Below are 14121 nucleotides of genomic sequence, written 5' to 3'. Positions count from 1 at the left end.
GAGGTCGAGGGCGCAGAATCTTCGGATGTGGAAGACAAGGGGTCCCCGCGGCGTCGGTGCCGAGATCGCCGCATTCCTCCTCGCTGCCACGTGTGCCGGATGCGATGAGCCGGCCACGCTCCTGTGCGGGCGGTGTGAAGCGGCGCTCCGGCCCGCCCTGCAGCTCGGGCAGACCCCTCGAGGCATTCCGGTCCGAACCGCCCTCGTGTTCGATGGGGTGGCCGCGTGCTGTATCCGCCGTCTGAAGGGAGAGGGGGAGACGCTTCTCGCCCGCCCCCTCGGCGCCGCCCTGGCGGCGGTGCTCGAGCCTGTGGTCACGCCGAGCACGTGGATCGTGCCGGTCCCGACCAGGAGAAGCGCGTTTCGGCGTCGCGGATACCGCGTGCCCGAGCTCTTGATCCGTCGCGCGCACGCAGAGCCTCAGCGATTGCTCTCGCTTGCGGACCGTACCGCCGATCAGCGCGGCCTCGGTGCACGCGCACGAGAGTCCAACGTGCATGGTGCCATGCAAGCACGCCGGTCAGGTGGGGGCGCAGAGGCGGTCGTCGTCGACGACGTCGTCACGACGGGGGCGACCCTCGACGAAGCGGCACGAGCACTGGAATCGACCGGCTTCCGCGTCGTGGCGGCGGTTGCGCTCGCCGCCACGCCGCGTCGTGGCGGATTCTGATGAAGCTCATCGGGAATGCACCGGCGACACAGCGGAATGATCCCGTGACATCCGTCGGCGGGCGGACTACGGTGGGGGGACACAAGGCGACCACGGTCCGCCCTTGGCCGGGAGGACCGGGACAAGGAGGCAGCAATGGAAACAAGCATCGTTGGCGTCGGAGTGGGTATCACCGATCGCTTCCGAACCGTTGTCGAAGAGAAGATCGCCAAGATCCAGATGCTCGCGTCTCGCGCGCAACGGCTGGACGTGAAAGTCACCCATCGCGTATATCGCAACGGTCATGTCCCGGATGAGACCGTCGAGCTGACCTTGATCGGCAAGGGTCCGGTCGTCCGCGCAGAGGCGACGGATGGAGACAAGTTCGTGGCCCTCGACCTCGCGGTCGACAAGATGTCCGAGCAGCTGCGTCGCGCGAAGGAGAAGCGAGTCGACGGACGACAGCATCCGCGCGGCGCGCATTTCGAGAAGGAGAGTGGAGCGCTCGAGGGCATCGACGTCCAGCCGGCATCGGCCGACATCCTCCACGCGGTCGCGACCGGCAGCGTGCCGGTGCAGCAGACCGAAGAAGACGACTATTCGCCCGTCGTCATCCGCACGAAGAGCTTCGATGCGGAATGGATGACCGTCGAAGAGGCGGTCGACAGGATGGAGCTGGTCGGACACGACTTCTTCCTCTTCGTCGACGTCCGCACCGACCACCCGAGCGTCGTCTATCGACGCAAGGGCTGGGACTACGGTGTCATCGCGTTGAGCACTCAGGCTCCGCCGTCCGAGGCGCTCGCCTCCTGATCTGAATCGCAGAACGGCCCGATCCCGTGAGGGACCGGGCCGTTTCTGTGTCGAGCGATGCGGCGGAGACTGAATGTCAGTCGAAGATGCCGTCCAGCAGACTGCCGATCACGAGGCCACCGAGGATGCCCGAGGCGAGATCGCCGCCGCCGCCGCGCCGTCCGCCGCCGCCCCAGCCGCCACCGCCGCCCCAGTTCTGATCCTGGGGACGCGAGGAATCGATGTCGCGCTGCGCGAGCTGCAGCGCTTCGGAGGCCAGGTGCGCGACGCGACGCGCTTGGACGAGCGCCGCTTCGCGAGTGTCCTCGGCGGGGAGGAGGTCGGACAGATCGACGCGAAGGCGCTCCGCCTCGGCGAGGCGGGTGCGGGCGTCGGCACCGATCCAGCCGCGGTGTCCGGAGATGAGGCCGCGCGCCACCCCCAGCTGCCGGTCGGCATCGTCGATCGCGTGCTGCACCTGAGCGATGCTCGGGAGAGGGTTCTCGGCGCGGTGACGGGCCTGAGCGATCGCCTGGTCGAGGGCCGAGTTCGCGTCGCGCAGCTGGGACAGCTCGGCAAACGGATCGTTGGGCTGTCCGGAGGGCGTCAGCGCGCCCAGCGCGGCCTGGAGTGCGGCGACCGCCTGGGCGACGGCAGGCACGTTCGGGGCTGTCCGCGCCGCGATGAGATCGCCGCGGGAGTCGGCGACCACCTCGGCCAGGGTGGATTCGGCGCGCAGGGCCTCGATCTCGAAGTCCTCCACCGCATCGAGCAGGGCAGACGCACGGCGGGTGGCTTCCGTCGCCGTCTCGAGGGCGACGTTGGCCTCCTCGTTCTGCTTCGCCGCGCGACGGCGTTCCGACACGTCGGCGCTGTGCGTAGCGAAGCTGATGAGCTGCTCCGCCTCCGCCGCGCTGGCGGTGATCTGGTGCATGGCGGAATCGGCGTACCGGGCCGAGAGACGGGAGACGGCTTCGTTGGTCTGGGGGATGCGGGCGCTGAGCGCGGCTGCCTCGGCCCGCACCTGCGCGATGATCTCCGGGGCGCGTCGCACCTTGGCGACCGACTCGGCGAGGACGGAGGTCTTCTCGTCGAGCAGGTCCTGCGCCCAGTCGCAGAGCTGGAGGATGCGCGCGTTGCGCGTACGCAGCTCCTCGTCGGTGTCCGGGATCTCGTCGTGGTTCAGCTGGTGGAGCTGGAACGCTTCGCGCAAGTGGGTGCGCACCGCAGCGAGTGCCGTGCGCAGATCAGCGGTGAGCGACTCGCCGAGCTCGGCTTCCGCGAAGGAGAGCTCGTCGGAGGTCGTGCGGATCCGCTCGTCGGCGCTGACCAGGGCCTGCTCAGCACGTCGAGCCAGATCGGCATCCTGTGCGGCGAGTTCTTCCTGTTCGCGTTTGCGTCTGCCCCAAAATCCAGCCATGACCCGATCCTAGTTTCCCCGGGCACAGGGATGGCTGAGCATCCGCTCGGGGCGAACGGCGATCCCGTATCGGTCCCGGCGTGCGGAGCGCGCCTGTGACGTGGGTCAGAGTGCCGGGAGGGCGTCGGACATCGCCGACACGGTCTTCGCGGGTCGCCCGCGCTTGGGGCGATCGGCGGTGAGCTCGAGCGCCATCGCATGGCGGGGATGCCCGCTGAGGCGCTGCGCGGTGTGATCGAGCCAGCGCACCTCGGCCTCCGCGGCGAAGATCATGGAGTCGGTCAGGAGGGCCCACGCGAGTCCTTCGGGATCGTCGGCGTCGCCCCGCGCTCGGCGCTCCTGCCGAAGAGCTTCCAGCTGTCGCAGGGAGGCCGATCGCTGAGCGAGGATCGCTGCGGTCGCATCGACGCCCGGAAGAGTCGCCGCGACCGCGAGCTTGATCGCGAGTTCGTCCCGGGTGCCCTGGGGGCGCACGACGGGGGAGGAGAGCCACTCGTCGACGTCGGCGATCCCGGCATCCGTGATCCGCCAGTACACGTGTCCGCGATCGTCGGCCTCGCCGCGCGACACCAGGCCGTCACGTTCGAGGCGCTCGAGGGTGTTGTAGATCTGTCCGACGTTCAACGGCCAGACCGATCCGGTGCGGCGATCGAATTCGTGGCGGAGCTGGTATCCGTAGCAGGGCCCCTGCGCGAGGATGGCGAGCAGACTCTGGCGTACTGACATCGTTCGTCCCCCGTGACCGTTCTTTGGAATGCGATACCGAGTATATGGTTGCCGGGCAACCCGACGATCCGACGCGCGGGACCGCCATGCAGGCGACGTGCAGGTCACAGCCCGGTAACATGGCGAAGTATGCCTGGCGTCGGGTTCACCGATGACCGGCGATTTACCCACTGACAGGGAGATGACATCCGTGGCCAATCCTCTTGAGAAGCTGCTGCGTGCGGGCGAAGGGCGGGTCATCCGCCGCCTGAATCAGGTCGTCAAGGCAGTGGGGGCGCTGGAAGAGGACATCTCCAAGCTCACCGACGACGAGCTGCGCAACGAGACCACGGAGCTGCGTGCTCGCTTCGAGAAGGGCGAGACGCTCGACCAGCTGATGCCCGAGGCGTTCGCCGCGGTGCGCGAGGCCGCCAAGCGCACGCTCGGAATGCGCGCGTACGACGTGCAGATCATGGGCGGCGCCGCCCTCCATCTCGGCAACATCGCCGAGATGAAGACCGGTGAGGGCAAGACGCTGGTCGCCACGCTCCCGGCCTACCTGAACGCGATCGCCGGCAAGGGCGTCCACGTCATCACGGTCAACGACTTCCTCGCCAGCTATCAGGCCGAGCTCATGGGACGCGTGTTCCGCGCGCTCGGGATGACCACCGGCATCATCGTCTCCGGTCAGACTCCCGCGGTGCGCCGCGAGCAGTACGCTGCCGACATCACCTACGGCACGAACAACGAGTTCGGCTTCGACTACCTGCGCGACAACATGGCGTGGCGCAAGGAAGACCTCGTGCAGCGCGAGCACTTCTTCGCCATCGTCGACGAGGTCGACTCGATCCTCATCGACGAGGCGCGCACGCCGCTCATCATCTCGGGTCCGTCGTCGGGCGAGGCCAACCGCTGGTTCGCCGAGTTCGCGAAGATCGCCCGCACGCTCGAAGTCGGCGAGGACTACGAGGTCGACGAGAAGAAGCGCACCGTCGGCGTGCTCGAGCCCGGTATCGAGAAGGTCGAGGACTACCTCGGCATCGACAACCTCTACGAGTCCGCGAACACCCCGCTGATCTCCTTCCTCAACAACTCGATCAAGGCGCTGGCCCTGTTCAAGAAGGACACCGACTACGTCGTCATGAACGACGAGGTCATGATCGTCGACGAGCACACCGGCCGAATCCTGGTCGGTCGTCGCTACAACGAGGGCATCCACCAGGCCATCGAGGCCAAGGAGGGCGTGCCGGTCAAGGCCGAGAACCAGACCCTCGCCACCGTCACCCTGCAGAACTACTTCCGCCTGTACGACAAGCTCGCCGGCATGACCGGTACGGCCGAGACCGAGGCCGCCGAGTTCATGTCCACGTACAAGCTCGGTGTCATCCCGATCCCGACGAACCGTCCGATGATCCGCAAGGACCAGTCCGACCTCGTCTACAAGAACGAGACGGCGAAGTTCGCACAGGTCGTCGAGGACATCGCCGAGCGTCACGCATCCGGTCAGCCGGTGCTGGTGGGAACGGTGAGCGTCGAGAAGAGCGAATACCTGTCGCGCCTGCTCGCGAAGAAGGGCGTCAAGCACGAGGTCCTCAACGCGAAGAACCACGCACGCGAGGCCGAGATCGTCGCTCGGGCCGGTCGCCTGGGAGCCGTCACCGTCGCCACGAACATGGCCGGACGAGGAACCGACATCATGCTCGGTGGTAACGCCGAGTTCCTCGCCGTCCAGGAGCTCAAGGGCAAGGGCCTCGACCCCGTGGAGACGCCCGAGGAGTACGAGGTCGCGTGGGATGAGACCTACGAGGCGATGAAGGCCGTCGTCGCGGAGGAGGCCGAGAAGGTCATCGAGGCCGGCGGCCTCTACGTGCTCGGCACCGAGCGTCACGAGTCCCGCCGCATCGACAACCAGCTCCGTGGCCGTTCCGGACGTCAGGGCGACCCCGGTGAGAGCCGCTTCTACCTGAGCCTCACCGACGACCTGATGCGTCTGTTCCAGTCGGGGGCGGCCGAGGCGATCCTCGCCCGCACGAACTTCCCGGACGACGTGCCGATCGAGTCGGGGCTCGTGTCCCGTGCGATCCGCAGCGCGCAGTCGCAAGTCGAATCCCGCAACGCGGAGATGCGCAAGAACGTCCTCAAGTACGACGACGTCCTGAACCGCCAGCGCGAGGCCATCTACGCCGACCGCCGACACATCCTCCAGGGCGATGACATCGCCGACCGGGTGCAGCACTTCATCGAAGACGCCATCAGTGGCGTCGTGAAGGATCACACCGGGGAAGGTCACAACGAGAGCTGGGACTTCGATGCTCTCTGGACCGAGCTCAAGACCCTTTACCCCGTCGGCGTGACGATCGATGAGGTGGTGGCCGAGGCCGCCGACCGCAAGGGCGGAATCGATGCCGATGGACTCACCCGCGAGCTGCTCTCGGACGCCAAGATCGCATATGAGGCGCGCGAGGAGTCGCTCGGCGAAGCCGCCACACGTGAACTCGAGCGTCGTGTCGTGCTCCAGGTGCTCGACCGCCGCTGGCGCGACCACCTCTACGAGATGGACTACCTCAAGGACGGCATCGGCCTGCGTGCGATGGCTCAGCGCGACCCGCTCATCGAGTACCAGCGCGAGGGCTACGCGATGTTCCAGTCGATGATGGGGCAGATCAAGGAGGAGTCGGTCGGCTACCTCTACAACCTCGAGGTCGAGGTGCGCCGTGCCGGTGACTCGCAGACCGCAGAGGTCGAGGCGAAGGGCCTCGCCACGGACGGCGGCGAGCAGCGACTCGAGTACTCCGCCGCGAACGATGCGGGAGAGGTCGAGGTGCGCAACGACCGCGGTCAGGTCCAGCAGGCGGCCACCGATCGCGTACGCCAGGCGGCGGCTCGCGCGCAGGCACCGCAGACCGAGCCGGAGGACGCGCCGCGCGGGGCTTTCGGTCAGCGCACCGATGCAGAGGCGCCCGCTGCCGGGAACCGCGAGCAGCGTCGCGCCCAGGGCAAGAAGAAGAAGTAGCGTCAGCGCAAGGAGGGCCAGTCCGCGTGGATTGGCCCTCCTTTCGTCGCTGTAGGCTTGGCCGATGACCCCAACGCGCAACTTCGACCAGTCGTCGAAGCTCAAGAACGTCCTGTACGAGATTCGCGGAAACGCCCTCGTCGAGGCGGCGCGGTTGGAAGCCGAGGGACACAAGATCCTCAAGCTGAACACGGGCAATCCGGCGATCTTCGGTTTCGACGCTCCGCACCAGATCGTGCGCGACATGCTCGCGGCGCTGCCGACGGCGCACGGCTACAGCGACAGCAAGGGCATCATCTCCGCACGGCGTGCTGTCGTGAGCCGCTATGAGGAGATCGAGGGCTTCCCTCGATTCGACCCCGATGACGTGTATCTCGGCAACGGTGTCTCCGAGCTCATCACGATGACCATGCAGGCGCTGCTGGATGAGGGCGACGAAGTGCTCATTCCGGCGCCGGACTACCCGCTCTGGACGGCGATGACCAGCCTCGCCGGCGGGACGCCCGTGCACTACCTCTGCGACGAGGATGACGAGTGGCAGCCGGACCTCGAGGACATCCGCTCGAAGATCACACCACGCACCAAGGCGCTCGTCATCATCAACCCGAACAACCCCACGGGCGTCGTGTACTCCCGTCAGATCCTCGAGGGGCTGGTGCAGATCGCCCGCGAGCACCAGCTGCTGCTGCTGTCGGACGAGATCTATGACCGCATCCTGTTCGACGGCGCGGTGCATATCCCGACAGCGACCCTTGCTCCCGATCTGCTGTGCCTGACCTTCAACGGCCTGTCCAAGACGTATCGGGTGGCGGGATACCGGTCGGGATGGATGGTCATCACGGGACCACAGGACCACGCCAAGGGCTTCCTGGAGGGCATCACGCTCTTGGCGTCCACGCGACTCTGCCCGAACGTCCCGGCACAGCATGCCGTGCAGGCGGCGCTCTCCGGAGTGCAGTCGATCGAGGCGCTGATCGCTCCGACCGGCCGCCTGCACGAGCAGCGCGACATCGCATGGGAGGGGCTCGAGTCGATCCCCGGCGTCTCCTGCGTCAAGCCGCAGGGCGCCCTGTATGCATTCCCGCGGCTCGACCCGAATGTGCACGAGATCCGGGATGACGCACGGCTGGTGTACGACCTGCTGGTCTCGGAGCACATCCTGCTCGTTCAGGGCACCGGCTTCAACTGGGCGACCCCGGACCACCTCCGGCTCGTCACGCTCCCCGAACCCCGAGTGCTGAGCGAAGCCGTCGAACGACTGGGGAACTTCCTCTCGAGCTACCGGCAGTAGCGGTCTCCGCCTCGGCGGGACAGAGCGTCGTCGCCAGTCGTCTCACGGCGGCAGCGAAGGGCGAGCGGGGAGCCACATCGGTCATGGGGCGCGCATGCAGCAGCGCCGCGTCGGCCGCGCGCTGGTCGAACGGCAGGAAGACGACGTCGGTGATGCCCGCGAACCTCTCGAGCGTGCGCCGCACCTGCCCTCGCGCATCGATCCCGAGGGGCCCCGATCGCACCCGATTGACCACGACGACCACGGGAGTGCGTGCGGCGATGCGTCGCAGCTCGGCATGGTCGCGCACGAATCTGCTGATTCCGAGCGGATCGGCCGAGGCGACCGCGATGATCAGATCAGCCTCTTCCAATGTCGCCGAGGTCGCCGCGTGACGACGTGGCCCCGCGAGATCGTACGTGACCTCGTCGTCGGCATCGAAGGCGTCGGACACATCGACGACGGTCTCCTCGATCCACTCGCGGCAGGCGGTGAACGTGGCTCTGAGGCGCGTTGCAGAGAGCTCCGGCCAACGGCTGGGACGGTTGATGCCGGGCAGCACCTCGACGTCCCCTCCGCCCGTGGAGACCGTGGTGGCGAGTCTGGTCAGTTCGGCGGAGTCGAGAGCCCCGCGCTCCGCCCGCCGGCACGCGGCGGCCACGCCCGGTGAGTCGTCGCCGAGCCCGAGCAGGAGAGCGAGAGCCGGAGCGACGGTATCGGCGTCGACCAGAGCGGTCCGGCGTCCGGTGCGGGCGAGCTCGGCCGCCAGCTGGATAGCCAGCGTGGATCGCCCCGGGGCGCCGTGCGGACCCCAGACGGCGATGACGCGGTGGGGGAGGATGGACGGCGGCCGCGACGCCGCATCCGCCTCTGTCGCCAACGTCGCTGCGACCTCCCATCCCGCGGCGTCGGCGCGCAGGGCCGCGGACAGCCCGAGACGGCCCAGCAAACGGCTGTCCGCTCCGCCGAGGGCCAGGATGCGCACGCCGGCTCGATCGCACGTGGAGATCAGTTCTGGGGTCAGCACCGCGCGCGTGGCGGGGACGATGACGGCTTCGGTGCCGGGAGGGATCTCGACGCCCGGGGCGGGCACGACGATCGAGACCACCTCGATGCCTTCCAGTCCGAGTTCCGCGGCCAGCACGCTCGCGCGGGGCTCGGGAACCGCCACGACGACAGCCGTCACGATCCGGACCCGACCGGCACGACCGAGAGGGCGGCCCCACCGGTGATCGCGGCGAGCACGTCGGCCACATCGGCGCGGTCGATCACGACTTCGAGCTGGCTTCCGGTATCGGCGAGCACGCCCTCCTGGTCGAGCACGTCGTGCACGATCACGTCGGCGACGAGGATGCGCGGGACATCGTAGGACCTGCCCTCGTCGAGGGGCGGCGCCTGCCAGATCTCCACAACCGTGCCCGCCTCGACTCCTTCCGGGATCCCGGTGCTGCTCTGGATCACGACGGTCGTGGAACGGCTGCTGTCGGCGTCGGTCAGGGCTGACGTCGGAACGAGCTCGCCGCTCTGCAGAGTGCGCGCCGCCACGCTGCCGGGACGGACGTCTTCGGGCCCGAGATAAGTCGTCGGCCAACGAGCCCAGACCGACGTCGACGACCTGGAAGTCCGAGGAGGTCAGCTCCTCTCCCTGCGCGATCGTCCGCGTGGCCTGGAGGGCCGGTACTGCATGGTCTGATGCCGACACGATCAGCCAGACGCCTGCGATGGAGAGCACTACCAGTGCGATGCCCACGAGGAAGCGGACGTCGCCCCAGAACGCACGCCGAGGAGGAGGGAGGGATGCCATGGCGATATCGTCACAGAAACGGCGTCGATGGTCCGTGAGTTATCCACAGGAGGCGATCGGACCGGATTTCTGGCTCTCCGCGGGAGAGAATGAGGACATGTCCGCCTCTCCTGTTCGCGCCTCGCGTTATCTCGCGCCGGCACAAGTGGCCGAGCTGCTGAGCATCGAGGTGGATGAGGTCATCGCGCTCGTGCATGAGGGACGACTTCGGGGCGCGCAACTCGGATCGCCGCCTCGGTGGCGCGTGGAAGAGACCAGTCTCGAGGGGTATCTGGCCGAGGAGTCCGAGAACTCCCGACGGATGGCGCTGTGGCATCAGTCCCAGACCGCGAGCTTCCCCGAGGTCTGGGGCACATCATCGGCTCATCGCAACTGATCGCCGGGGGCGCGTACCGCGACCAGCGCTGAGAACGGGATGATGCGGAACCCGTGCACGGCCCCGGCGAGCCGAGCCTGGCCCGCGTCGTGCACGGCCAGATCGAGGTGATCGGCAGCGGCGCGGTCGATCGTGCCATGGACGTCGTCGCCCACCCGTGTGCTGATGTGCACCGGGACGCGTCGCCGCGCGAGGTCACGCAGCAAGAAACCGAGAGTCATCCGCTCTCGTAGCGGTATGTCAGCAGAAGGCGGTGCGTCGAGACTCGCCAGGAGCATGCCGTGATCCGTCGCGACACCGCTGACGGCCGCGAGCGGAAGGAAGAGGGCGGTGGAGTCGCCGTGTGCCGCGCCCATGCCGCGCGTGGAAACCGCGACCCAATCCGCACCGAGGCACTGCAGCGAGACCGGAATCCGTCTCCCGTTCGTGAGGTCGATCGTGGCGTCCGCACCGGTGCGGCACAGCGCGCGCAGCCGAGAGCGCAGATCCAATCGCGCGATGCGAAGCCGTTCCGACTCGGCATCCAGCACCGCGCGCTCGGCCTCCCATTCTGATGCCAGCTGGCCTTCGAGGTCTTCGAACAGTCGGTCCCAGTGCATTCGACAGAGCGTAGGCGACACCATTCCCCGGCTGTACGAGTTATCCACATTCCTCCACCTTTTCCTCCCTCGTCCGGGCATCGCGGTGCTGTACTTGCTCACTCGCAGACCTCCCCGATCGAGAGTTCGACATGATGCCCCACGAGTACTTCGCACCCCAGCCGACACCTACCATCGAGCTGCCAGACCCTGTGCCGCTTCTGCGCAGCCTCACGCACGGCGTGCTCGAGGTCCTCGCGGGTGTCAGAGAAGTCGATCAGCTCGCCCGATGGTTCAGCGAAGAGGCGTTCCGTAGCCTGGTCACCCGATCGAATCTCTCCGCGCGAGCACGCAGCGCGCGCGGAGTGCCTCCTGCACGTCCGACCTTCGAGATCCGAGCGCTACGAGTCGCCGAGCCCCTCGACGGTGTCATCGAAGCCGTGGTGGTGGTCGCGGGTCCCGGTCGAACCCGGGCGGTCGCCGTGCGCCTGGAAGGGACGGATCGTCGCTGGCGCGCGACTTCGCTGGCGATTCTCTGAGGCATGTGACCGTAGGCTGGTCAGGTGTCAACCCTCAGCGATCTCGCCCATGCCCAGGGACTCCTGAACGACAGCGATGTCGAATGGCTCCATCGTCTCGCCGGCGACGGACAGCTCCTCGCGGACCTGGCCTCCGCCGACATCGTGATCTGGATCCAGACCGACGACGGCTCCTTCATCGCGGTCGCACACGCGCGACCGAGCGGCGCCGCGACCCTCTTCTATCGCGACATCGTCGGTGAACGGGTGCGGCCGCAGTGGCGCACGCAGGTCCAGGGCGCCTTCGAGTCCGCCGAGATCGTCGATTCCTCTTCGCCTGACTGGTTCGAAGAGACGCCGACCAGAGTGCGAGCCGTGCCGATCGTGAGTGTCCGACGCGGCGCCGACGCCCAGTCCACCGTGATCGGAGTGGTCACCCGGCACACCAACCTCGGCGAGGTGCGCACGCCCTCCCGTCAGCAGATCACCTTCGACGAGTGCGCGAACGATCTTTTCCGCATGATCGCCGACGGAAGCTTCCCCGACCTCACCGCACCGACGTCACCGCGTCGCGGCGCCCCGCGAGCCTCCGACGGACTCATCCGCATCGACGTCGACGGGATCACCACATTCGCCAGCCCGAATGCGCTCTCCGCCTTCAACCGGATGGGTTTCGACGACGAGCTCGAGGGGGAGTCGCTCGCCGAGGTCACCACTCGGCTGGTGCCGCCTTCCCGACAGGTAGACGAGTCTCTGCCCGTCGTCGTCACCGGACGCGCGCCGTGGCGCACCGATATCGAGGCCCGCGGGGTGACGGTGTCGCTGCGCGCCATTCCGCTGAAGGACCACGGCACCCGGATCGGGGCGATCGTCCTCTGTCGCGATGTGTCGGAGCTGCGTCATCAGGAGCAGGAGCTCATCACCAAGGATGCGACGATCCGGGAGATCCACCACCGGGTGAAGAACAATCTGCAGACGGTGGCCTCCCTGCTGCGGATCCAGGCACGTCGCACGCATTCCGACGAGGCGCGGGACGCGCTCACGCAGGCCATGCGCCGCGTGGATGCCATCGCCGTCGTGCATGACACGCTCGCTCAGGGCCTCACGCAGAAGGTCGATTTCGATGAGGTCTTCCACCGCGTGCTCAAGCTCGTCGCCGAGGTCGCCTCCGCGCCCAACACGCGCGCACGCACGCAGTCGACCGGACGCTTCGGTGTGCTGCCGAGCGAGTATGCGACTCCGCTCGCGCTCGCGCTGACGGAGGTCGTGACCAACGCGGTGGAGCATGGTCTCGCTGGGCAGGAGGGCGTCGTGACGATCGACGCCAAGCGCACCGAGGAGAATCTCCGCGTGACGGTGCGGGACACCGGACTCGGCCTGCCGGAGGGGCGGATCGGCCAGGGGCTCGGCACTCAGATCATCCGCACCCTCATCCAGGGCGAACTCGGTGGAACGATCGAATGGCACGGGAGCGACGGAGAAGGCACCGAGGTGGTCATCGACATCCCGCTGCGCTGGCTCGAGAGGTGAGCACGGCCGCTCCCGAACAGACGGAAGCGGCCTGAGAGTCGATCTCAGGCCGCTTCCGGACGATCAGGAGGCGCGGCGGGCGCGGGCGGCGCGACGCTTCAGAGCGCGGCGCTCGTCTTCGGAGAGACCGCCCCACACGCCCGAGTCCTGGCTGGTCTCCAGGGCGTACTGCAGGCAGATCTCGGTGACGGTGCAGGTGGCGCACACAGTCTTCGCCTTCTCGATCTGATCGACGGCCGGGCCGGTGTTCCCCACGGGGAAGAAAAGCTCGGGGTCGACAGTCAGGCAGGCGGCCTTATCGCGCCAGTCCATGGGGGCTCCTCGGTGTGGATTTCAAGAGATGTCGCGATGCGACCTCTCGGATTCGGGTAGTAGTTCGGGTTCCGCTACCCTGTTGAGATGCGGACGGAATGCCCGCGAATTGTGATGCGAGCGTGAACGCTCGCCCCACGCCGCTGTGGGAGCACATGACTTTCTCTATTCTGTTACATGAAAACCGTGAAATCAAGGGTTTTCTCCTCTTTCGATCCTTGGGAGACACCGTGCGCGCACCCGGAATCGCCCTCGCAGCTGCGGCGGTCCTCGGCCTCGAGGCGGTGGCTCTCCTGGTCTTCGCCGTGATCGAGCTCGCCGGCCTCGGTGCGGGCGACGCGGCCTCGCTGCCGACGGCGCTGGCACTCATCGTGCTCACGCTGATCGGTGCCGCAGCCCTCGTCGCGTTCGCCGTCGGCACACGTGTGGGCAAGTCGTGGGCGCGGTCCGGGGGAGTGGTCTTTCAGGTGCTCGCCGTGGCTCTCGCGCTGGCGTCTCTCACGCTGCAGCCGATCGCGTGGACATTCACCCTCGGTGTCGGGCTTCCCGGGCTGCTCGGATTCGTCCTGCTGATCTCGAGCGCGCGTCTGGAAGGCCCACAGCGCGCTGCCGAGTGACCTCAGCGCCGTGCGGGCCGCGGGGCCCATCGGCCTCGGATCGAAAGTCGCGGCTCAGGCGTCGATGCCGAGCTGCTTGCGCAGTCGTGCGACGTGGCCGGTGGCCTTGACGTTGTACTGCGCGAGAGCGATCTTGCCCTCTTCGTCGAGCACGAAGGTCGAGCGGATGACGCCCTCGATGCGCTTGCCGTAGTTCATCTTCTCGCCCCACGCGCCGTACGCCGTGTGCACCGCGTGGTCGGGATCGCTCAGGAGCGGGAAGGTCAGCCCGTCGCGCTCGCGGAACTTCGTCAGCGTGGCGGGTTCGTCGCGCGAGATGCCGATCACCCGATACCCGGCGCCCTGGAGCGAGGAGATGCTGTCGCGGAAGTCGCAGGCCTCGGTGGTGCATCCGGGGGTCATCGCCGCCGGATAGAAGTACAGCACGGTCTTCTGGCCGCGCAGGTCGTCCAGACGGACGGTGTTCCCGTCCTGGTCGAGGAGGGAGAAGTCGGGGGCGGCGGTTCCGGGTTCGAGGCGCTGAGTCACGTGTCCAGC

15 protein-coding genes are annotated in these 14121 nt (G+C 67.6%); 8 read left to right on the top strand and 7 right to left on the bottom strand.

Annotation, left to right across the window (positions count from 1 at the left end; genetic code table 11):
• Window positions 1–25: 25 nt before the first annotated feature.
• A complete protein-coding gene (locus tag MicroSTF_RS04900) occupies window positions 26–670 on the top strand; it encodes a ComF family protein (protein ID WP_322954006.1) in 645 nt (214 codons plus the stop codon).
• 135 nt (window positions 671–805) lie between these two features.
• On the top strand, window positions 806–1462 hold the full coding sequence (gene hpf / locus MicroSTF_RS04895) for a ribosome hibernation-promoting factor, HPF/YfiA family (RefSeq protein ID WP_029258249.1): 657 nt from the start codon (window positions 806–808) through the stop codon (window positions 1460–1462).
• A gap of 76 nt (window positions 1463–1538) precedes the next feature.
• On the opposite strand, the gene MicroSTF_RS04890 is transcribed toward hpf, so the two are convergent.
• A complete protein-coding gene (locus tag MicroSTF_RS04890) occupies window positions 1539–2861 on the bottom strand; it encodes a hypothetical protein (RefSeq protein ID WP_029266818.1) in 1323 nt (440 codons plus the stop codon).
• A 105-nt stretch (window positions 2862–2966) separates the two neighbouring features.
• Entirely contained in the window at window positions 2967–3587 is a 621-nt protein-coding gene (locus MicroSTF_RS04885) for a PadR family transcriptional regulator (protein WP_021199850.1), read from the bottom strand.
• Between the two features lie 190 nt (window positions 3588–3777).
• On the opposite strand from MicroSTF_RS04885, the gene secA reads away from it, so the two are divergent.
• Entirely contained in the window at window positions 3778–6579 is a 2802-nt protein-coding gene (secA, locus tag MicroSTF_RS04880; protein WP_322954002.1) for a preprotein translocase subunit SecA, read from the top strand.
• Between the two features lie 64 nt (window positions 6580–6643).
• Window positions 6644–7870: a pyridoxal phosphate-dependent aminotransferase gene (locus tag MicroSTF_RS04875; RefSeq protein WP_021199852.1), complete on the top strand. Its 1227-nt coding sequence runs from the start codon at window positions 6644–6646 to the stop codon at window positions 7868–7870.
• On the opposite strand, the gene MicroSTF_RS04870 is transcribed toward MicroSTF_RS04875, so the two are convergent.
• Both MicroSTF_RS04870 and MicroSTF_RS04865 read right to left on the bottom strand, forming a co-directional pair.
• Complete coding sequence (locus MicroSTF_RS04870) at window positions 7794–9035, bottom strand: AAA family ATPase (RefSeq protein ID WP_322953999.1); 1242 nt, start codon at window positions 9033–9035, stop codon at window positions 7794–7796. The two genes, MicroSTF_RS04875 and MicroSTF_RS04870, sit on opposite strands and share 77 nt — an antisense overlap.
• Complete coding sequence (locus MicroSTF_RS04865; protein ID WP_322953997.1) at window positions 9032–9394, bottom strand: hypothetical protein; 363 nt, start codon at window positions 9392–9394, stop codon at window positions 9032–9034. The genes MicroSTF_RS04870 and MicroSTF_RS04865 overlap by 4 nt, the downstream gene beginning before the upstream one ends.
• Window positions 9395–9750: 356 nt before the next feature.
• Here MicroSTF_RS04865 and MicroSTF_RS04860 point away from each other — a divergent pair, with 356 nt between their 5' ends.
• Entirely contained in the window at window positions 9751–10029 is a 279-nt protein-coding gene (locus MicroSTF_RS04860) for a helix-turn-helix domain-containing protein (protein WP_029258242.1), read from the top strand.
• Here MicroSTF_RS04860 and MicroSTF_RS04855 read toward each other — a convergent pair.
• Window positions 10017–10628: a hypothetical protein gene (locus tag MicroSTF_RS04855; RefSeq protein ID WP_322953994.1), complete on the bottom strand. Its 612-nt coding sequence runs from the start codon at window positions 10626–10628 to the stop codon at window positions 10017–10019. The genes MicroSTF_RS04860 and MicroSTF_RS04855 overlap by 13 nt on opposite strands.
• Before the next feature lie 131 nt (window positions 10629–10759).
• Here MicroSTF_RS04855 and MicroSTF_RS04850 point away from each other — a divergent pair, with 131 nt between their 5' ends.
• Window positions 10760–11146, top strand: a complete 387-nt coding sequence (locus tag MicroSTF_RS04850; RefSeq protein ID WP_292765411.1) for an Rv3235 family protein — start codon at window positions 10760–10762, stop codon at window positions 11144–11146.
• A 24-nt stretch (window positions 11147–11170) separates the two neighbouring features.
• On the top strand, window positions 11171–12655 hold the full coding sequence (locus MicroSTF_RS04845; RefSeq protein WP_029266826.1) for a sensor histidine kinase: 1485 nt from the start codon (window positions 11171–11173) through the stop codon (window positions 12653–12655).
• A 63-nt stretch (window positions 12656–12718) separates the two neighbouring features.
• Here MicroSTF_RS04845 and MicroSTF_RS04840 read toward each other — a convergent pair whose 3' ends face one another.
• Window positions 12719–12967: a WhiB family transcriptional regulator gene (locus tag MicroSTF_RS04840; protein ID WP_017203224.1), complete on the bottom strand. Its 249-nt coding sequence runs from the start codon at window positions 12965–12967 to the stop codon at window positions 12719–12721.
• 230 nt (window positions 12968–13197) lie between these two features.
• Between MicroSTF_RS04840 and MicroSTF_RS04835 the strand changes: the two genes are divergently transcribed.
• Window positions 13198–13584, top strand: a complete 387-nt coding sequence (locus MicroSTF_RS04835; RefSeq protein ID WP_322953962.1) for a hypothetical protein — start codon at window positions 13198–13200, stop codon at window positions 13582–13584.
• Between the two features lie 54 nt (window positions 13585–13638).
• On the opposite strand, the gene bcp is transcribed toward MicroSTF_RS04835, so the two are convergent.
• Entirely contained in the window at window positions 13639–14112 is a 474-nt protein-coding gene (gene bcp, locus MicroSTF_RS04830) for a thioredoxin-dependent thiol peroxidase (protein ID WP_021199860.1), read from the bottom strand.
• Window positions 14113–14121 lie beyond the last annotated feature (9 nt).

The sequence above is a fragment of the Microbacterium sp. STF-2 genome (assembly GCF_034650155.1).
GTDB classification, from domain to species: domain Bacteria; phylum Actinomycetota; class Actinomycetes; order Actinomycetales; family Microbacteriaceae; genus Microbacterium; species Microbacterium maritypicum_A.
The sequence above is the reverse complement of the archived record's forward strand: the minus strand, read 5'-3'. Positions and strand labels throughout refer to the sequence as shown.